General features: G+C 61.4%; 18 protein-coding genes. 6 read left to right on the top strand and 12 right to left on the bottom strand.

Translation table 11 applies throughout. The annotated features are described in order from the left end of the window. Positions 1-18: 18 nt before the first annotated feature. From D0Y60_RS22370 to D0Y60_RS22360, 3 genes are read left to right on the top strand one after another with little or no spacing between them, the layout of a single operon-like run. Complete coding sequence (locus D0Y60_RS22370; protein ID WP_117372162.1) at positions 19-1,587, top strand: sugar ABC transporter ATP-binding protein; 1,569 nt, start codon at positions 19-21, stop codon at positions 1,585-1,587. Continuing rightward, a complete protein-coding gene (locus tag D0Y60_RS22365) occupies positions 1,587-2,618 on the top strand; it encodes an ABC transporter permease (RefSeq protein ID WP_117372161.1) in 1,032 nt (343 codons plus the stop codon). The genes D0Y60_RS22370 and D0Y60_RS22365 overlap by 1 nt, the downstream gene beginning before the upstream one ends. Positions 2,619-2,643: 25 nt before the next feature. Next, positions 2,644-3,591: a sugar kinase gene (locus D0Y60_RS22360; protein ID WP_117372160.1), complete on the top strand. Its 948-nt coding sequence runs from the start codon at positions 2,644-2,646 to the stop codon at positions 3,589-3,591. A 32-nt stretch (positions 3,592-3,623) separates the two neighbouring features. Here D0Y60_RS22360 and D0Y60_RS22355 read toward each other — a convergent pair whose 3' ends face one another. Then, the gene (locus D0Y60_RS22355; protein WP_117372159.1) at positions 3,624-4,604 is read right to left on the bottom strand and encodes a sugar-binding transcriptional regulator; all 981 of its coding nucleotides are present in this window, start codon (positions 4,602-4,604) and stop codon (positions 3,624-3,626) included. A 185-nt stretch (positions 4,605-4,789) separates the two neighbouring features. Between D0Y60_RS22355 and D0Y60_RS22350 the strand changes: the two genes are divergently transcribed. Next, on the top strand, positions 4,790-6,841 hold the full coding sequence (locus tag D0Y60_RS22350; RefSeq protein ID WP_117372158.1) for a bifunctional aldolase/short-chain dehydrogenase: 2,052 nt from the start codon (positions 4,790-4,792) through the stop codon (positions 6,839-6,841). 23 nt (positions 6,842-6,864) lie between these two features. On the opposite strand, the gene lhgO is transcribed toward D0Y60_RS22350, so the two are convergent. The 8 genes from lhgO to D0Y60_RS22310 form a co-directional block, all read right to left on the bottom strand. Then, a complete protein-coding gene (lhgO, locus tag D0Y60_RS22345; RefSeq protein ID WP_117372157.1) occupies positions 6,865-8,055 on the bottom strand; it encodes an L-2-hydroxyglutarate oxidase in 1,191 nt (396 codons plus the stop codon). 46 nt (positions 8,056-8,101) lie between these two features. Continuing rightward, a complete protein-coding gene (gene ugpC / locus D0Y60_RS22340; protein ID WP_117372156.1) occupies positions 8,102-9,208 on the bottom strand; it encodes a sn-glycerol-3-phosphate ABC transporter ATP-binding protein UgpC in 1,107 nt (368 codons plus the stop codon). Positions 9,209-9,241: 33 nt separating this feature from the next. After that, entirely contained in the window at positions 9,242-10,165 is a 924-nt protein-coding gene (locus D0Y60_RS22335) for a nucleoside hydrolase (protein ID WP_117372155.1), read from the bottom strand. A gap of 12 nt (positions 10,166-10,177) precedes the next feature. Beyond that, a complete protein-coding gene (locus D0Y60_RS22330; RefSeq protein ID WP_117372154.1) occupies positions 10,178-11,197 on the bottom strand; it encodes a nucleoside hydrolase in 1,020 nt (339 codons plus the stop codon). Positions 11,198-11,221: 24 nt separating this feature from the next. Further along, a complete protein-coding gene (locus D0Y60_RS22325) occupies positions 11,222-12,217 on the bottom strand; it encodes an ABC transporter permease (RefSeq protein ID WP_117372153.1) in 996 nt (331 codons plus the stop codon). Continuing rightward, complete coding sequence (locus tag D0Y60_RS22320; protein WP_117372152.1) at positions 12,205-13,260, bottom strand: ABC transporter permease; 1,056 nt, start codon at positions 13,258-13,260, stop codon at positions 12,205-12,207. The genes D0Y60_RS22325 and D0Y60_RS22320 overlap by 13 nt, the downstream gene beginning before the upstream one ends. Further along, positions 13,257-14,786, bottom strand: coding sequence for an ABC transporter ATP-binding protein (locus tag D0Y60_RS22315; protein ID WP_117372151.1), 1,530 nt, complete (start codon positions 14,784-14,786; stop codon positions 13,257-13,259). The genes D0Y60_RS22320 and D0Y60_RS22315 overlap by 4 nt, the downstream gene beginning before the upstream one ends. Positions 14,787-14,911: 125 nt before the next feature. Continuing rightward, positions 14,912-15,913, bottom strand: coding sequence for a BMP family ABC transporter substrate-binding protein (locus tag D0Y60_RS22310; protein ID WP_117372150.1), 1,002 nt, complete (start codon positions 15,911-15,913; stop codon positions 14,912-14,914). Positions 15,914-16,187: 274 nt separating this feature from the next. On the opposite strand from D0Y60_RS22310, the gene D0Y60_RS22305 reads away from it, so the two are divergent. Both D0Y60_RS22305 and D0Y60_RS22300 read left to right on the top strand, forming a co-directional pair. Next, the gene (locus D0Y60_RS22305; protein ID WP_117372149.1) at positions 16,188-16,772 is read left to right on the top strand and encodes an amino acid synthesis family protein; all 585 of its coding nucleotides are present in this window, start codon (positions 16,188-16,190) and stop codon (positions 16,770-16,772) included. After that, a complete protein-coding gene (locus D0Y60_RS22300) occupies positions 16,769-17,365 on the top strand; it encodes an amino acid synthesis family protein (protein WP_117372148.1) in 597 nt (198 codons plus the stop codon). Before D0Y60_RS22305 ends, D0Y60_RS22300 begins: the two co-directional genes overlap by 4 nt. A gap of 72 nt (positions 17,366-17,437) precedes the next feature. Here D0Y60_RS22300 and D0Y60_RS22295 read toward each other — a convergent pair whose 3' ends face one another. From D0Y60_RS22295 to D0Y60_RS22285, 3 genes are all read right to left on the bottom strand, one after another. Continuing rightward, a complete protein-coding gene (locus tag D0Y60_RS22295; RefSeq protein WP_117372147.1) occupies positions 17,438-18,628 on the bottom strand; it encodes an amidohydrolase family protein in 1,191 nt (396 codons plus the stop codon). Positions 18,629-18,701: 73 nt separating this feature from the next. Then, entirely contained in the window at positions 18,702-19,271 is a 570-nt protein-coding gene (locus D0Y60_RS22290; protein WP_245409274.1) for a MarR family transcriptional regulator, read from the bottom strand. Then, positions 19,261-19,902 (bottom strand): isochorismatase family cysteine hydrolase, encoded by a 642-nt coding sequence (locus tag D0Y60_RS22285; protein ID WP_117372146.1) that lies wholly within the window; start codon positions 19,900-19,902, stop codon positions 19,261-19,263. The genes D0Y60_RS22290 and D0Y60_RS22285 overlap by 11 nt, the downstream gene beginning before the upstream one ends. Between the last annotated feature and the right edge of the window lie 67 nt (positions 19,903-19,969).

The raw sequence follows: 19,969 nt of genomic DNA, 5'->3' as shown, positions 1-19,969 counted from the left end.
GCCGTTCAGGATTTCTCGATGAATGCCGTCCCGCCATCAGCATCGGCCGAAAAACCGCCCTTCCTCGAGATCAGGAACGTCAAGAAATCCTTTGGCGGCGTGCGCGCCCTCAAGGACGTCAGCCTGACCATCGAGGCCGGCAAAATCTATCATCTGATGGGCGAGAACGGCTGCGGAAAGAGCACGCTGATCAAAATCCTCTCGGGCGCGCAGAAGGCCGACGAGGGGGAAATCCTGATAGACGGCAAGCCGACTGGTGCCGTTGCCGGCGATCTCGGCGCGATCGGCGCCTTGGGCGCCGGTATCGAGACGGTCTATCAGGATCTCTCCCTGCTTCCCAATCTTTCGGTTGCCGAAAACGTTGCCTTTACGGAGCAGCTTGTGGCGTCGTCCGGGCGCCTTGCCCGGCGCCTCGATCTCGCTACGCTGCATGCGACGGCGCGCCGGGCGCTGGCAGACGTGCACTTGCCGACAGACCGCAGTTTCCTGACGCGGCGCACGGACACTTTGCCGCTCGCCACCCGGCAGCTCGTCGCCATCGCGCGTGCGATCGCATCCGATGCGCGGTTGGTCATCATGGACGAACCGACCACCTCGCTCACCCGGCAGGAGGTCGAGAACCTGATCAAGGTCGTCGCCCGCCTTCAGGAGCGCGGCGTCGCCGTGCTTTTTGTCACGCACAAGCTCGATGAATGCAAACAGATCGGCGGGCGAGCCGTCATCATGCGCGATGGTATGAAGGTGACCGAGCTGGACGTCGCCACGCACAGCAAGGCCAAGTTCAGCCATTGGATGACGGGCCGCGAGATCAGCGAAACGCGTTACCGCACCGACCCGAAACTGGGTGACGTGCTGCTCAAGGTCGAAGGCCTTTCCAAGGGCGTCGCCTTCGCGGATGCGACCTTCGAACTCCGTCGTGGCGAAATTCTCGGCATTACCGGCCTGCTCGATTCCGGCCGGAACGAGCTTGCTCTTGCACTGGCCGGTATTTCACCCGCTTCTCATGGCACGATCCGGCTGGACGGCAAGACGATTGCGCCGCAATCGGCTGCCGAGGCGATCGGCCACGGCATCGGTTACGTGCCGGAGGACCGACTGACTGAAGGTCTGTTCCTGGAGAAGCCGATCCAGGACAACATCACGCTGCCGATCCTGGATCGCCTGAAGAATGCTTTCGGCATTATCAGTGCCGGCAGGGCACGCCGCACCGCCGAGGAAAGTGTACGTGATCTCCAGATCGTCGCGCCTGAAGTCTCGGCGCCGGTGCAATCCCTTTCGGGCGGCAACCAGCAGCGCGTTCTCATCGGTCGTTGGCTGACCATCGATCCGCGGCTTCTGATCCTGCATGGCCCGACGGTGGGCGTAGATGTCGGATCGAAGGACACGATCTTCCGCATTATCCAGCGGCTCGCCGATGGCGGCATGTCGGTCATCATCATCAGCGACGACCTGCCCGAACTGCTGCAGAACTGCGACCGCATTCTCATCATGCGCCAGGGCCGGATCATTTCCGACGACAGTGCCGTGTACCTCAATGAAGACAGCATCTATCGCGCCATGGCCGGACATACGAAGGAAACCATCTGATGAGCGACGCGATTTCCGTTTCCGGTGCAAGTGATCAGCAACGGAGCCTCGGTCGGCGATTGTGGGACATTCTGGGTGCGCGCCCGGAACTGTTCACACTCATGCTCGTGGTGGCGACATGCGTTGTCGTCATCATCGCCAATCCCGATTTCCTGCAGATGAGCAATTTGGTGGATATCCTGCGCGCCTCCGTGGTGCGCGGATTGTTTGCCATGGGCGTGCTCGTGGTTCTCGCCGCGGGCGGTATCGACGTCTCGTTCACCGCCATTGCCGCATTCGTCATGTATGCGCTGACGATGCTCGTCATCAATGTCGCGCCTGATATGCCGCTGGTGGCCATTCTCGTCATCGCCGCAGCCGGTGGTGCCGGGCTCGGCGCACTGAACGGCCTTCTGGTGCACAAGCTCAGCGCGCCATCGCTCATCGTCACGATCGGCACGCAATACGTTTATCGCAGCTTCCTGCTGACCTTCGTCGGCACTGCGCTGTTCATGAACATTCCGGCGGCGATGGACAATTTGGGCAAGGCGTCGCTCTACACCCATGTTTCGTCGAATGGGGTCGCCTCGGCCTTGCCGGCGACGGTGCTGGTGCTTGCCGTCGCCGCCCTCGTGACGTGGTTCATCCTCGAGCGGACACTGATGGGGCGCGCCATCTTCGCGGTCGGCGGCAATCCGCAGATCGCCGAGCGGCTCGGCATCAAGCTCTTCACTGTGCGCGTCTTCGTTTTCGCCTATGCGGGCCTGCTGGCGGGCGTCGCCGGTGTCGTTCATGTCGCGAGCAACCGGTTGGCGAACCCCTTCGATCTCGCCGGTATGGAGCTCGAAATCATTGCAGCCGTGGTTCTGGGCGGGGCGCGCATCACGGGCGGATCCGGCTCGGTGATCGGGACGCTCCTTGGCGTTCTGCTCATCACCCTCGTCAGCAACGTCCTGATCTTTGTCGGCATTCCCAGCACGTTGCAGCTCTTTATCGTCGGCCTGTTCATCCTGATCGCCGGCACGATCTTCACGCTGCGCAATCGCGGGTGAATATATTTGAAAATGGGAGGTTTTCGTGGCTCATGATGTTTCCGTCGTCGGGCTTTACATTCTGGACGTGCTTGGTCGGCCGGTCGATGCGATACCGGAAGGCGGCAATGTCGAATTCATCGACGAGATCCGTCTGACGGTTGCCGGTACGGCGGGTGGAACGGTCGTCGATCTGGCGAAGCTCGGACTGAACTGCCTGGCGGTCGGCGCCGTCGGCGAGGATGAAAAAGCCGATTTCGTTCTGGCCACCTTGCAGCGCTTCGGGGTCGATACCACGGAAATGCAGCGCCTCAAGGGCGTGCCGACGTCAGCCACCATCCTGAACATTCGCCGCAACGGCGATCGTCCCGCGCTGCACGCCCGCGGCGCATCGGACCATTTCGACGTTCCTGCCGACCGCCTCGATGCGGTGCTGGCCGCGCCCATCGTGCATCTCGGCGGTACGGGGCTTCTGGCAAAACTCGACGGCGAACCGAGCCGCAGGCTACTGGCCGCGGCCAAGCAGCGTGGTCGCATCACAACCTTCGACCTGCTTGGCGCCAATGATGGCACGCTCGGCCTCATCGAGCCGCTGTTCCCGCATATCGATTATTTCATGCCGTCCATCGAGGAGGCCAAGCAGATTTCCGGTGCGGCCGATGTTGAAAGTGCCGGGCGGTTCTTCCTCGATCGCGGCGTGAAGCATTGCGTCTTCACGCTCGGGGGAGATGGCGTCTGCTTCATGGATGCGGCGGGCGCCGTCGTGCGCGAGCGGGCTTTCGAAATCGAGGTGGTCGACACGACCGGCTGCGGCGACGCCTTCGATGCCGGTTACATCACGGCGCTTCACCACAAGATGGATCTTACGACAGCGCTGAATTTTGCACAGGCGAGTGCTGCGCTCGTCGCCACCGGTCTGGGCTCGGATGCGGGCATCCGCTCGTTCGATGAAACGCTGGCCTTCATGAACAGCGCCCCGCGCAAGGCTGCATGACAGCGGCTCATAGGGCGGCGCCTGCCGCCGCCCTAGTCCCGAAGCAATTGCTCGGCGGACGCCATGTCGGTGACGAGATGGGTGGCATAGCCGCCCTTCAGGACGGCGCGGATCGCATCCGTCTTGTTGGCGCCGCCGGCCACGCACAGGCGGCGCGGCAGTCTGCGCAACTCGTCAAGCTCGATGCCGATGACCCGACTGTCGAAATCGCGGGTGATCTGCTGGCCCATATTGTCGAGGAACCGGCAGATGAGCACCGCGACCGCGCCTTCTGCGGCATATTCATCGATCTCGGTATTGTCGGTGACATCGGCGATGCGCATCGTGCTGTCGGGCCCCAGCGCGCCGACGCCGAACACGATCAGATCGGCTTGGCCTATGCGTTCGAACTGGCGGCGCAGCACCGGTTCGGCCATCAGCGCATCCCGCAATCCTGCCGAGCTCAACACCGCGGGAGCCACCATATTGACGCTGACGGCTCCCAGATTGCGCGCCATGATGGCGGTGCAGAATTCAGCCGAGAATGCTTTGTTGCCGGTCGACGCGCCGGTGACCTGCACCACGCTCAGCCCTTCAAGCGGGCGCGGCAGATCGAGGGCTTCTGCGACGGCGAGAACCGTTTGTCCCCAGGAAACGCAGATCGTATCGCCGGGCTTCGTCAGGCGTTCGATCAGGCGGGCGCCGCCGGCGCCGAGCGCCTTGAGCATCGCCGTCGGGCTTTTATCCTCCGTACCTGGAAGCACCATGACCTGTTCGAGGCCGTATCGTTCCGCGAGCCTGCGGGAAATGTCCGTGCGGGTGGCCACTTCCGCATTCATCAGAATGCGCACGATCCCGCGTTTTCGCGCTTCCTGGAGGTAATTGACGATGGTCGCACGCGAAACGCCCAGAAGTTTTGCAATCTCGTTCTGGGTGAGTTGATCCTCGTAGTAGAGCCACGTCGCCCACACGACGGCATCGTCGAATTCCGCCGGAGTTGGTTGCGCAGTCGGCGCGAGGTCGTCCCGTTTCATGAAGCGTTTCCAGTGAGGTCTCCGCGATTGACTGACACGAATTGCAGAGTTGATCAACCATGCGACATGGTCCATTGACTAATGTCATAACATGATGGCAATTGTAATTCGAGTTGATTTGGGGATGGCGCGTTGCGACTTTGCCCCGCTGACAGGGCGCGTACGTCGTCCGCAAGGGAGTTCTTATGCAGTCGAAATGGTCGCAAGCGGAGTTTGATGCAGTCGTCGGTGCTTATGAGCAGGCAGGCGTGAATCGTGATGTTGCAATCCGAACCTATACGACACGCCTTCTCGGCTCGGTGCCTCAGCTGGTGCTGCACGGCGGCGGCAATACGTCGGTCAAGACCACGCTGATCGACCATGACGGTACAGCAGTCGAGGTTCTTTGCGTCAAGGGCAGCGGCTGGGACATGGGCAAGATCGAGCCCGCGGGTCTTCCGGCACTTCGCCTCGCGCCGCTGAAGGCCATGGTCGAATACGAGACACTGAGCGATGACGATATGGTCATGCTGCAGCGCCGTCTTCTGCTCGACCCTGCTGCACCCAACCCGTCGGTCGAGGCAATCCTTCACGCCATCCTGCCGTTCAAGCATGTCGATCACACCCATGCCAACGCGATCGTCGCCCTGACGAACCAGCCGAACGGTGAAGCAATCATCCGGGAACTGTTTCCCGAGATGATCATCGTGCCCTATGTGATGCCGGGCTTCGATCTTTCGAAGGCCTGCCTCGAAGCGTTTTCCAAACGACCGGATGCACCCGGCATGATCCTGTTGAAGCATGGCATCTTCACCTGGTCCGACGATCCACGCGAAGCTTACGAAAACATGATCGCGGCCATCGACCGGGCGGAAAAGCGCATTGCCGAGGGCGAGGCCTCTCCGTTCGGACGCTTCATTGCAAAGGCGGAGCCGCTTGCATCCGTTTCCGATATTGCGCCGATCCTGCGCGGCGCGATCGCGCTGCCGGGACAGGAGGAGGGGCGTTTCCGGCGCTTCGTGCTCGAACGTCGCGCCAACGATCGCATCCTGGATTTCTGCGGCGCTCCGAATGTCGCGGATCTCGTTCGGCGCGGGAATGCGACGCCCGAACATGTCATCCATATCAAGCGGTTCGGCATCGCGCTTCCGGCGCCGCAGGCCAACGAGCTTGAAACGTGGGGTGAGAAGGTGACCGCTGCGGTCTCGGCCTACATCTCCGACTACAAGGCCTATTTCGAGCGCAACAATGCCCGCTGCGGCGGCGGCAAGACAATGCTCGATCCGATGCCGCGGGTCTTCTATATCGAGGGTATTGGCCTGTTTGCTGCTGGCCCGACGCAGAAGGCGGCGCGGATATGTGCCGACGTTGCCGAAGCCACCATCGAGGTCATCCGAGGCGCTGAGGGGATCGACAGGTTCGAGGCGCTTTCCGAAGAAGACCTGTTCGATATCGAATATTGGTCGCTGGAGCAGGTGAAGCTGGCCAAGCAGGTCGAGAAGCCTCTGACACGCCAGGTCGCGGTTGTCACCGGCGGAGCCGGCGGCCTCGGGCTTGCCGTCGCGGAAGCTCTCCGTGCACAGGGTGCAGAAGTGGCCCTGATCGATGTCGACGCGGACCGTGCCGAGAGTGAGGCGCGGCGTCTCGGCGCGCTTGCCGTTGCCTGCGACCTGACGGATGAGAAAGCGGCCGTTGACGCGATCGCAAAGGTAGCCGAGACCTATGGCGGGATCGATATTCTGGTCTCCAATGCCGGAGCGGCTTTCCAGGGCGCACTGCTCGATGTTGCCGACAGCACTTTCAAGGCCGCCTTCGACCTGAATTTCTGGAGCCATCACTATATCGCCCGCGCAGCGGTGAAAGTGATGCGCAAGCAGAAGACCGGTGGTTCGATTGTTTTCAATGTCAGCAAACAGGCGGTCAATCCGGGATCGGACTTTGGTCCCTATGGCACCTCCAAGGCGGCCTTGATGGCATTGATGCGCCAATATGCGCTGGAACATGCCGCGGACGGGATTACGGTCAACGCCGTCAATCCCGACCGGATCAGAACGCGCCTCATGACCGATGCGATGGTCGAAGAGCGGGCCCAGGCACGCGGTGTCACACCCGAGGTCTACATGCGCGGCAACCTGCTTCAGCGTGAGGTTACCGCAAACGACGTCGCCGATGCTGTCCTTCACCTTGCCACCGCCCGCACTTCGACAGGGGCCGTCATCACGGTCGATGGCGGCAATGTGCCGGCGATGATGCGATAGCCGACGCGCGTTCGGCGGCCTGCCTAGCGGGCCGCCATGCGCGAGATGATCATTTCTGCGATCGGCAAGGCCGAGGTGGCCGCGGGGGACGGGGCATTGCAGACATGCAGCATCCTGTCCGTTTCGGCGAAGAGGAAGTCGTGGATCAGGGTGCCGTCCTTGTGCACCGCTTGCGCGCGGATACCGGCCTCATATGGAAGAAGGTCGCCCAGGTCGAGGCTTGGGCAGTACTTCTGGCATTCCTTCAGATACCCGGCCTTCCAGAAGGAGTTTCGGAATTCCTGAAGGGCCGACTTTCGATGGGAAAAAGCGGTTTTCCAGAACCCGGGAAAGCGCACGATATCGACCGTGTCGGAAAGATCAACGGAAAGACGTGGATACCCTTCGCGCGCAAAACCGATGACCGCATTCGGCCCCACCGTCACGCCGCCATCGATCATGCGCGTGAGATGTATGCCCAGAAACGGCAAGGCCGGGTCGGGGATGGGGTATATGAGGTGGCGGACGATGGCGCTCTTCTCGGGCGAGAGGCGGTAGTATTCGCCGCGAAATGGGATGATGCGATGGTCGATCGAGAGGCCGGCCGACATCGCCAACCGGTCCGATTGCAGCCCGCCGCACACGATCAGTTTTTTCGCCCGCCAGCTTTTGCCTTCGCAGTCTATATCCACGGCGGCCGCCGTCTCGCGGATGCCGGATACCCGGGTCGACAAGTGGATCTCGCCGCCTAGGGCCTCGATACGGCAGCCCATGGCGCGGCATATTTCGGAATAGTCGACGATACCGGTAGAGGGAACAAGAAGTGCGCCCTGACCACGGACATTCGGTTCCCGCTCTTTCAATTCCTCGGCACCAACCCTTGCAACCTCGATGCCGTTTTGTCTCGAGCGTTCGTAGAGTGCCTCCATCCTTAAAACTTCGGCAGCGGATGTCGCGACAAGGAGCTTGCCGCAAACATCGAAACGGATGCCATTTTCAGCACAGAATGTTTTGGTTGCCACAGAGCCTTTGCGGCAAAGTTCTGCCTTCAGGCTTCCCGGCGGGTAGTAGATGCCGGCATGGATGACGCCGCTGTTGTGCCCGGTCTGATGCTTCGCGAGCCGATTTTCCTTTTCCAGGACAACGAGACTGCTGCCCGGCCTGGTTTCGAGAAGTCGCATGGCAGTTGCGAGGCCGACAATACCACCCCCGATAACGCAATAGTCGAAGATCATGCCAAACGCTCTCGATTGCTCAACTCTCGCGCCACCACCGCGTGGTTTACATTGCTTCAAGCGGGGGCAAGCGATAGCTCTGCCCCGCCGCATTGAAGAGGTGGAGCTTGGCCCTCTCCGCCGTGAAACGCACCTTCTCGCCACGCTTGATGTCGAGGATGCCGGGGATCTTGGCGATGATCGGCTCGTTGGCAACGAGGCCATCGATATAGAGCAGCGTCACCTCGCCGAGCGCCTCGACGATCGACACCGTGCCTTCGAACAGGAAGTCGTCGCCGGTCGAGATTTGAAGATCCTCCGGCCGCACGCCGAAGCTTGCGGTCTTGCCGACTTCGGAGGCGGCCGTCGCGATATCGACGCTGGAGACGCGGCCGCCCGTCAGTTCGACCGAGGTCGCCGCACCCGCCGCCGTGATCTTCGCCGGAATGATGTTCATCGCCGGCGAGCCGATGAAGCGGGCGACGAAGAGGTTGGCGGGACGCTCGTAAAGCTCCAGCGGCGGGCCGACCTGCTCGATATGACCGGCCGAGAGCACGACGATGCGGTCGGCGAGCGTCATTGCCTCCACCTGGTCATGCGTCACGTAGATCATTGTCGTATCGGCCATCTGCTCGTTGAGCTTGGCGATCTCGATGCGGGTGGCGACACGCAAGGCAGCGTCGAGGTTCGACAGCGGCTCGTCGAACAGGAAGACCTTCGGGTTGCGGCAGATGGCGCGGCCGATGGCGACGCGCTGGCGCTGGCCGCCCGAGAGCGCCTTGGGCAGGCGGTCGAGATACTTCGTGAGCTGGAGGATTTCGCCGGCCGAGCGCACGCGGCGGTCGATCTCCTCCTTGCTCTCGCCGGCGATCCGCATGCCGAAGGCCATGTTGTCGTAGACGGTCATGTGGGGGTAGAGCGCGTAGGACTGGAACACCATGGCGATGCCGCGCTTGGAGGGCGGCACGTCGTTGACGCGCTCGCCATCGATCGTCATGTCACCGCCGGTGATCTCCTCCAGACCGGCGATCATGCGCAACAGCGTCGACTTCCCGCAGCCGGACGGGCCGACGAAGACGATGAACTCGCCCTGCTTGATGTCGAGATCGATGCCGTGGATCACGTCCACCGCACCGTAGGACTTGCGGATATCCTTGAGAACCAGCCCTGTCATGCTTTTGTCTCCATGTTGACGTCCGTAGCCGCGTTACCTCAGAAGATCGAACATCAGCTTGAAGAATCGGTCGGCATCCACCTCGTAGGCAATGCGTGCATTGTCCGGCTCACCGCGCTCCTTCCAGAAATCGGCAACGGTTGCGCCGAATGTGTAGGTGCCATTGAGGTCGACGCCGATGTGAACGGGTTTGGTGCGCACCAGCGTCGGATCGATTACGAGGGCGAGCGCGAGCGGGTCGTGCATGGCGCCGCCGACGCCCATCGAGTTGCGGTGCAGTTTCTCATAGAAACGCAGCCAGTCCATCACCAGCTTGCCGAGCTGCGTGTCGATCTTGCCAAGCTCCTCATACTGTTCGGCCTCGATCAGCACCTGCATGGTGACATCCAGACCGACCATCGTAATCGGCACGCCGCTGTCGAGCACGATCTTCAGTGATTCCGGATCGCAGAAGGCGTTGAATTCCGTCGGCGTGATGATCTCGCTCTTGCGATAGAAGACGCCGCCCATCCAGATCAGTTCCTTGATCTTGGACAAGACGTCGGGATGCTTCAATACGAGCAGACCGATATTGGTGAGCGGCCCCGTAGCAACGACGGTCATGGGTTCGGCTGCGGCGGCAAGCTTCTCTGCCAGGAAATCGACGGCATGCTGGGCGATGGGGCCGCGCTTGGGCTCGGGTAGGTAGGGAGAACCGTCCATACCGCTCGGGCCATCGGCCGTGCCGAGAACCAGAGGACGGGCAAGCGGGCGGGCGCAGCCGGCGGCAACAGGCACATCGGTTGCGCCCAGGAAGTCGAGAACACGGATGGCATTGGCCGTCGTGCGTTCGAGTTCGGCATTGCCGCAGGTCGTCGTAACGCCGAGAAGTTCGATTTCCGGCGAGCGATGCGCCATGACAAGCGCAATGGCGTCGTCGTGACCGGGGTCGCAGTCATAGAGGATAGGAGTGGCCATGGGTCTGATCCTTCAGGCTGCAGCGCGGCCGTAGCGCGCCATTGTCGTCTTGAACATTTCGAGGAAGCGGCGACCGTCAAGGCCCGTGCCGATCCGGGTGGTCTTCGGGCCATCGCCGCCGGGCAGGATCTGGTGTCCGCGATAGGCGACAGTTTGGCCGCGCGCGATGCCCTTTTCGATCACGACATCGGCAAACAGCGGAGCGGTGGTGGTGACGAGATCGGGGTCGATGGCGAGCGCGACGGTGATGACGTCGTCCATCGGGAAGCCGACAAGACCGAAGAATTCGCGCCAGATATCGATATAGATCGGGAAGACCTCGCGGATCATGTCGACGACGGCGTTGTCCTTCGAGACGCTGGCCATGTCGGCGAGATCGTCACGCGTCAGCATGCTGTCGGCGACGCGATTGTCTTCGCAGATATCGAGGGGCACGAGGATTTTCGGGCAATCGGCATTGAGCACGATGCGTGCGGCTTCCGGGTCCGCCCAGATATTGTATTCCGACAGGGGCGTCATGTTGCCGGGCGTCGAAAAATTGCCGCCCAGGACCAGCATGTTCTTGAGGAGCGAAGGCAGTGCCGGCTCTTGCAGAATGGCCATGGCGGCATTGGTCGTCGGGCCTGTCGTGACGAGGGTCAATTCGCCCGGATGCGCCTTGGCCGTCTCGATGATGAAATCGACGGCATGGCCCTGCGTTGCCGCACGTTTCGGTATTGGGGCAGGAGGATTGAACGTTTTCAGCCGGTCGCCGAAGCGGGCGGTCAACCGCTTTTCGAAATGGACCGGAGCTTCCATATCTGTCTTGGAATTGCCGACCATCGGACGCCAGGCGCCGGCATGGACGGGAATGTCGTCGCGGCCCGCGAGCGAGAGCGTGTTGAGCACGACATTGGTGACCTGCGTGATCGGACCGGCGGCGCCGGTTACCGTCGTGACACCCTCGAGCTTGATATCGGGGTGGGCGGCAGCGAAGAGAACGGCGAGAATATCGTCGCCAGCGGAATCGACGTCGAGGATGATGCGTTGCATGACAAGCCTTCGATTGATGTGAGATCAGGAACGGTTGGATCGGGTGTCCGGCGTTTCGGATTTCGCCGGATGAACGGAGAGCGCGCGCTGCATCGTCTCTATCGTTTCGCGGATGAGCTTCGGCCGTGCCTTCCAGGAGAGTGCAAACAACGCCGTGAGAGCAACGGTATAAGGAACCGCCAGCACAAGATAGGACGGGAAGCCGAAGGTCTGCAGGCGCAGCGACAGCGCGTCGGCAAAACCGAACAGCAGGCAGCCCGCCAGCACGCGCCAGGGATCGCCACCCGAGAAGATCAGAATCGCGACAGCCATGAAGCCGCGTCCGGAAGACATGTTCTCGGTGAACATCGTGATGTAGCCGAGCGACATATGCGCACCCGCAAGTCCGGCGAGCAGGCCGCACAGCAGGGCGGCGGTGTAGCGGACCTTGGCGATCGAAATGCCGAGTGCTTCGGCAGCTTCCGGCTTCTCGCCGACCACGCGTATATAGAGGCCGAGACGCGTGCGTCCATAGATGAGGATGAGGAGGGGCACGGCGATGAACGCCACATAGATCAGCGGTGTGTAGCCGGAGATCAGCTGGGCGTATGGCCCGAGGATATCGCGAGCGCCAGGAATCTGCACCTTCGGCAGACCCACGATGCCGCGGCCGACGATCGATCCGCGCGTGCCGAAGATCGCCTTCATCAGGGAGATGGTCATGCCGCCCGCAAGAATATTGAGCGCCAGGCCAACCACCACCTCATTCGCGCGGAAGCTGATGACCAGCACTGCGAAGACCAGGGCGAAGACGAGCGCTGCCGCCACGCCGATCACCAGTCCGCCGAGGGAGGAGCCGGTCCAGATCGAGCCGAGCACCGCGAAGAAGGCGGCGATCAGCATCTGTCCTTCAAGTCCGATGTTGAAGATGCCGGCCTTGGTGGTGAAGGAGCCACCCAGGGCGACGAGAAGGATCGGTGCCGTGGTACGGATCGTCGCGACGATCAGCGCGACATTGAAAATGGTGCTTAGAACTTCCATCGACGCTCTCCCGTGCGATCGCCGCGCCGGCGCATCATAAGGTCCGCGGAGACCGCAAGAATGATCAAGGCCTGGATGACCGTAATGATCTCGCGCGAGGCCGTCGTATCGACTTCAAGCAGCAAGGATCCGGCTCGGAGTGCCCCGAAGAACAGCGCGGTGAAAATCGTGCCGATCGGTGATCCGTTGGCGAGAAGAGCCGCAATCAGGCCGTCGAAGCCGAAACCGGGAGCGAAGCCTTCCATGAAGCGGTGGTGCACACCGAGCGTTTCGACGCCGCCGGCAAGGCCACCCACCGCGCCCGAGGCGAGGAGCACGCCGAAGCCGACCTTACGAACGTTAATGCCGCCATATTCCGCGAATTTCGGTGCGGAGCCGACCATCGTCACCCCGTAACCGGTGGAGGCCCAGCGGAAGAAAACAGCGGTTGCGATCGCCAGGAACAGGCCGATCAACAACCCGACGTTTAGTCGCGAGAAGCTGAAAAGCTCTGGCAGATAGGCAGTCGCCAGGATTGGCGGCGTTTCCGACCATCCACCCGGGCGCTTGAAGAGGAAGATCGTGAAATAGGAGGTGAGCAGGATCGCGATGTAATTGGCGAGGATCGTGGAGACCACTTCATTGGTGCCGTAGCGAACGCGGAAAAAGGCGGGGATCGCGACCCAAGCGGCACCGGCAAGAATGGCGCAGGCGATGGCGACGACGACATGCAGGACCGGCGGCAGCGCAAAGGCGAAGCCGACCCAAGCGGCTGCAAAACCGCCCAAGAAAAGCTGGCCCTCGATGCCGACATTGAACATGCCGCCACGAAGCCCGATGCAGGCGGCAATGCCGCAGATCAGGATCGGCGTCGTCTGCAACAGGGTCCCGGCGATTTTCTCGGCATCGCCGAAGGCGCCGCGCATCAGCGTCATGAACACCGTCACGGGGTTCTCGTCGATCAGCAGGATGATCACGGCGCCGAGCGATAGCGCGACGGCGAAGGCAAGGACCTGCCCGGCGAGAGTGCGGGTCAGGCCGTCTGGCAAGAGGGCCGTTTTCATTCGTGTTCCTTCACGTCTGATGGATCCACGCCGGCCATCATCAGGCCGATCGTGTCTTCATCCATGGTATTTCCCTCGACGGTGCCCATGATGCGCCCCTCGAACATCACGATGATGCGGTCGGCGAGCGCCTTCAATTCGTCGAGCTGGGTGGAGATGAGGAGGATCGCACGGCCTTCCGCGCGTTGCTGCATGATCTCGTCGTGGATCGCTTCCTGCGCGCCGATGTCCACGCCGCGGCTCGGTTGGTCGATCAGGAGCATGTCGCCGCCCGCGGTGAACTCACGCGCCAGCACGACCTTCTGGATATTGCCGCCGGACAGGCTTTTCGCCACATCCTTCGGACCTCGCGCGCGGATGTCGAAGCGCTTGATGAGGGCGCGCATCTCGTCCTGAACGACGCTCCAGTTGATGATGCCGTTTTTTGCGAAGGGTGCCTTTCTCTGGCGGCCCATCAGGATGTTCGTCGACAGCGAGGCATTGCGATCGACGCCGCGGGCAAGGCGATCGCCGGGAACATGTGCCAGTCCGCGGGCGCGGATTTCGGCGGGCGTGTGGCCGGTGATCTCCTGACCGTAAAGCTTTGCGCTGCCATGGCTTGCCTCTCGCAAGCCCGAGAGCACTTCGGCAAGCTCGGTCTGGCCGTTTCCAGCAACGCCGGCAATGCCGACGATCTCGCCGGCACGAACGGAGAAGCTGGCGGATTTCAGCGCAGCAAGGCGGCGGTCGTCGCGCGCCCACAGGTCGTTGACTTCCAGTACGGCGTCACCCTGCGTTGCCTCGCGCGGGCGGCGGTCGAAGCTGACATCGCGGCCAACCATCAGTCGCACGAGCTCGCGCTTGGTGAGTTCCTGCTTGGGGCGGGTCGCAACCACGCGTCCGTCGCGGAGAACAGTTATCGTATCCGAAACGGCCATGACCTCTTCAAGGTGATGGGAAATGAAAATGACGGTCATGCCGTCGTCGACAAAGCTGCGCAGCGTCTCGAAAAGGTCACGGCTTTCCTGCGGCGTCAGCACGGCTGTCGGTTCGTCGAGAATGATGGTGCGCGCGTTGCGAGCGAGCACCTTGAGAATCTCAATGCGTTGTTCGATGCCGACGGAAAGACCGGCAACGCGCTCCTGGGCATCGACCTTGAGGCCAAACTTTTGCGATAGAGCGCGTGTACGCTCGACCTGCGCAGCGCGATCGATCAATCCGCTGCGGCGGATTTCCATGCCGAGGAAAATATTGTCGGCAACCGTCAGCGAGGGCACGAGCTTGAAGTGCTGGTGCACCATGCCGAGGCCCTCATTGATGGCAACGGCGGGGCTGTCGATCGCCATGGTCTTGCCATTGATCGAAATCGTGCCTTCATCCGGCTGCAACAGGCCGAAAAGCACGTTCATCAGCGTCGTCTTGCCGGCACCGTTTTCACCGATGATGGCGTGAATCTCGCCTTGCCGGACGGCAAGGTCGATGCCGGAATTGGCCGTAAAAGCGCCGAAGCGTTTCGTGATGCCTTTAAGTTCGACAGCAAAAGTCATGTTTCAAGCGATCATAACAGGCGTGCAGCCGGGCTTGCGCCGAAAAGCAGCCTTTCAAGGGAAAAGGGCGGGGCTTTCAATGGCGGACAGGGCAGGTTCCCCCGTCCTGTCCGCCGGCTCAAGCCTTATTTTGCCTTGGTGATCGCGATTTTGCCGTCGACGACTTCCTTGCGGATCTCCTCGATCTTGGCCGGAATCTCGGCCGGCAGCTTGGCGGCAACGTCTTCGCAGAGTTTCACTTCGACCCCGCCCGAGGCGAGGTCGAACGTGCGCACGCCCGCCTTGACGGGCTTGCCTTCGACCTCGTCCTTGATGATCGAATAGACCGCGATGTCGCCGCGCTTCAACATGCTGGCAAGCACGTTGCCCGGCGCGCTGGCGCACATGTCGACATCGACGCCGAGTGAATATTTGTCGGCGGCGGCACTGGCCTGCATTACGCCTTCACCGGTCGGACCGGCGACGTTGTAGACGATGTCGGTGCCCTGGCCGTAGAGCGCCATGGCCAGTTCGCTACCCTTCGCCGGGTCATCGAAGGTGCCAGCGAAGACGGAGTTCACCTTCACATCGGGAACCGCATATTTCGCGCCCTGTTCGTAGCCGCCAAGGAAGTTGCGGATGACGGGAATGTCGCGACCGCCGACGAAGCCGATGGCCTTGCCGTCACCGATCTTGTCGAATTCGGGGCCGAGATTTTCCACCAATGCGGCAAGCGCACCGGCAATGAACGATCCCTGTTCTTCAGCAAAGCTGGCGTAGATGATCTTGTCGCTGTCGAGCACGCCGTCAATGAAGACGAAGCGCTGGTTTGGATAGGCGGCGCTGACTTTTTGCAATGCATCGACCAGTTCCCAGCCCATGACGAAGATGAGGTCGTATTCACCTGTCTTGGCAAGGTTGCTGAACTGCTCCTCATAGTCGAGCGCGCGGTTGCCGGTATCGACGAGCTTCAGGTCGATGCCGAAATCGGCCTTTGCCTTGTTCAAGCCTTCGACGATCGATACGCCGAAACCCTGGGCAAAGTAGCCGGAGATGGCGGCGACGTTAACCTTTTCGGCAGCGAAGGACGGCATTGCGGATGCAGCGAGCACAACGCCGGCTGCCAAAATCTGCTTGAAATTCTTCATGGCGGTTCAATCCCTCTGATGGTCAACAGGCGATTCCATCGCATCGGTCTTCAGTGCCGATTTCATTGATGGTCGTACAAAAGATTGCGCATCCTATTTTTTGTTGTCAATGGTGTTTTGAGCCAAGGCCCGGCCAAAAATTTGTGATGATGTGATGAGTAATGCCCAATAACTGGCAGTTTTTTTCAAGGTGGCGCGATTTTGCCGGCATCGGCTTGACATTTCCCGGAACGAATAGAATTGTTTCCACTCTAACAAGTTTTGGGAGCATGATATGGCGGACGTGAAAGTACGCAAGATTGTCGTTTCGGTCGACGAGATTTTCCACGAAGGCGGACCGGCGGCGACAGTCCCGCTGAAGCGGGCAGCCGTTCTTGCGGTTATCGAAAATCCGTTCGCCGGCGGTTATGTCGAGGAAATCGCGCCTTTCATGGATGCGCTGCGTCCTCTCGGCCTGGACATGGCCAAGCGGCTGATCGATGCCCTCGGGGGTGATCCGGGCGTAGTCGAAGGATATGGCAAGGGGGCAATTGTCGGCGCGGCCGGTGAGCTCGAACACGCCGCACTCTGGCACAATCCCGGTGGCTATGCGATGCGCGAGCTCCTGGGAGACGCGAAGGCGATCGTGCCGTCCACGAAGAAAGTCGGCGGGCTTGGAACGCACCTGGATATTCCGATCACGCATGTCAACGCATCCTATGTTCGCAGCCACTTCGATGCGATCGAGGTCGGCATCAACGACGCGCCGCGTGCCAATGAAATGGTGGTCGTTCTCGCCATGACGACTGGTCCGCGTATTCATGCGCGTGTGGGGGGCTTAAAAGCCAGCGACATCAAGGGGGAGGACGGCCTGCGATGAGCGACATCGGAACCGCGGGTATTCGCCGCATCGTAACGGTCGTGGAGGAAACCTTTTCGGAAGGCGGCATGGTACTGGACAAGCCGACCCGTCGCGCCGCTTCCGTGGCCATTATCGAAAACCCTTTCTCGGGCCGATATGTCGAGGACCTTGCGCCGCTCATGGCGATTGGCCGTACACTGGGGCGCATCCTGCCGGAGCGGGCGGTTGCCGCCCTCGGCGTAGCCTCCGAAAAGGTCGAGAGCTTCGGCAAGGCGGCGTTGGTCGGCGAGGATGGCGAGCTTGAGCACGCCGCCGCCTTGCTGCATCCGGAGCTTGGGGCGCCGTTTCGGGATGTGCTGGGGGGCGGTGCGGCTCTCATACCGTCGTCGAAAAAACGTGGTGCGCCCGGCGCTCCGTTCGATATTCCGCTCGGTCATAAGGATGCCGCGCGGGTCAGAACCCATTTCGATGGCATGGAGGTGCGCGTTGCCGATGCGCCGCGCGCAAACGAAATCGCCGTGGCGATTGCGGTTACCGATTCCGGTCGTCCGCATCCGCGGGTGGGCGGCCTGACGGTGGACAAGGTTGTGGGCAGGGATGGCCTGGTCTAATCGTCCTGTCCGCTCGGATGAAACGAAGAAGGCCCGCCAAAAAGCGGGCCTTCTTCGTTTGGGAGGTTGAGGTCAGGCCGCCTGGGTTTCAGGCACAAGAACGGAGGGGGGCGTGTTGCGGCTGCGTGCCGTGCGCTGGACCCCGTCGACCAGGATCATGCCGATGCCGGGCAGATTGCCGAGGGCCATGCTGTCGAGCACGCCATCGCCGGCGCCACCCATCGCCTGATCGATGAAGACGAGATCGGCCGCAAGGCCGGGCGCGATACGGCCGCGGTCGTTCAGACCGCGCAGCTTCGCCACGTTCCCGGTCGCAAAGCAGACGGCGACTTCAGGGGAGACACCGCCGAGCGAGGCGAGCATTGTTACGAGGCGCAGCATTCCAAGCGGCTGAACGCCGGACCCGGCGGGTCCGTCCGTACCCAGCACGAGCCTGTCGAGGGCGCCGACGTCCTTGATGACGTCGAGCACGAAGAGCCCTGCCTTCATATTCCCGTTATGGATGATCTCAAGTCCGCGCTTGCTTTCCCGGCAGATCAGTTCGAGGTCGGAGAAGGAAAGGGAGGTCGGTCCGCCATTCATGTGGGCGGCAACATCCGCATCTACTTCCAGCACGACGTCGGCGCCGATCCGCGAGGATCCCGGGATGGAATGCCCGCCGGTATGGGTCATCGACGTCATGCCGTATTTGCGGGCCCAGTCGATCATCTTGCGGCCCGTCGGGCCATCCTTCACCGTGCCGAGGCCCACTTCGCCGACGAGTGTGACGCCGGCATCGGCAAGTTCGCTGAAGTCCTTCTCCTCGAGGCCATGCTCGAGGATGAGGGCTCCGGCCAGAACCTTCATGCCGGTCGGGGAAAAGTTTGCGAAGGCGCGTTGTGCGGTGATCGCCAGTGCCTTGACTCCGATCACGTCCCGCGGGCGGCCCGGCAGGTGCACCTCGCCGGCGGAGACCAGGGTCGTCACGCCACCATGCAGCGTTGAATCGATCCAGCCGAGCTGGTTCTGGCGCGGCGTCCAGTCACCCATGACGGGGTGGGAATGGTTGTCGATCATGCCGGGCATGACCGAAGAGCCTTTGGCATCGATCACACGCTTGACGCCGCTGGCATCGATATTGGCCTCGCGGCCCACGGCAGCGATCTTTCCATTCTCGATAAGGATCGTATCCGCGTCCGCCAAAGGCGCGGAGAGCTCACCGGTGAGCACGGCGCCCAGGTTTCGGATCAGAAGGCGGTCGGCTTGAACGGCAGCATTTGACATGGGTTGTCCTTACAATCTGTCGGTATGGTCAGAGTCCGGGCGGCAACCATGTGCATGGTGGGCTGCGTCCGGTTTATTCGGTCGGTTCCGGTCCGCTGATGCGGTTGAGAAGTTCAAGAAGTGTTGCCTGTTCGGCCGGGGTCAACGGTTCCAAAAGCGTGCGCGCGACCTGCATGCTGTGATCCAGCAGTGGCAGGGTGTAATGCACGCCGCGGTTGGTCAGGGTGATCATCGTCATGCGCTGGTCGGTTTCCGAGCGCTTTCGCGCGATAAGGCCGCGCTTCAGGAGCGCTTTCACCACAAGGCTTATCGTCGATGGGTCCATCTGGCTGATGCGTCCGAGATGGTTTTGCGAAAGCTCACCTGCCTTTAGCAACGTCACCAGCGCGGCAAGTTGCGTGGGTGTCACATCGCTGACCGGTATGATTTCCTGAAAGCAGGCCGTTGCTCGCTGGTGTGCCCGGCGGATGATGTGTGCCGGGTGATGTTCCAGCGAGTAGCCGGTGCGGGCGACATAGGCCAGAATTTCGTCGCGCCCGAGTTCCGGCGGCTCCGATCCCTGCTCGACGCCCGTTTCAACGTGCGTTTCGTCTTCCATCGTTTCGATATTGCTCAAGTCCTGCCCCACCGGTTCACGCCGCAATCTGATTGGCGATGGTAGCGCCTCCGCTCAGGGCTGCAACAACAGCCTTAGAATCCGAGACGACACCGAAATGGGTGCCGATGTCATAGAGTGAACTATCCTGCTCCCGTTTTCCGGTCGCCGCGCAGGCATCGGCAGGAACGACAACTTCGTAGCCGTTGAAAAAGGCGTCATGCACCGTGGAGCGGACGCAGATGTTTGTCACGACGCCGAACACGACGAGCTGATCGATCTTCATGTCTTTCAAAACGAGATCGAGATCCGTCTGGAAGAAGGCCGAGTAACGGCGCTTCGTCACATGAATCTCATCAGGGCGGGCGCCGAGATCCTCGATGATCTCAACTGCCCATGTGTTTTCAAGGCAGTGCGGTGTGCGTTTGGCCCATTCGTGCTCGTGTCGCATACCAGGGCGGTGAGCGTCGTGGATCCAGATCACGGGCGCATCGTTTAAGCGGGCCGCATCGATGATGGCGCGCTGCGGTCCGACGAGCGCTTCATATCCCGGCAGAACCATTTTACCGCCCGGTTTGCAGAACTCGTTGATCATGTCGACCACGATGATCGCTGTTCTTTTCGCGTCGAGGCGTACCTCTTGCTCGTTGCGGTGCGCGGAAAAGACATCAAGTGACATCGATCAGGTTCCCTTTGTTGCTCGCTGATGCGGCTTTTATTTGATAATCAAACAATCAAGTCCGGTG

This window comes from Shinella sp. WSJ-2, from assembly GCF_003432075.1.
GTDB lineage: Bacteria > Pseudomonadota > Alphaproteobacteria > Rhizobiales > Rhizobiaceae > Shinella.
This window is presented reverse-complemented; position numbering and strand designations above follow the sequence as displayed.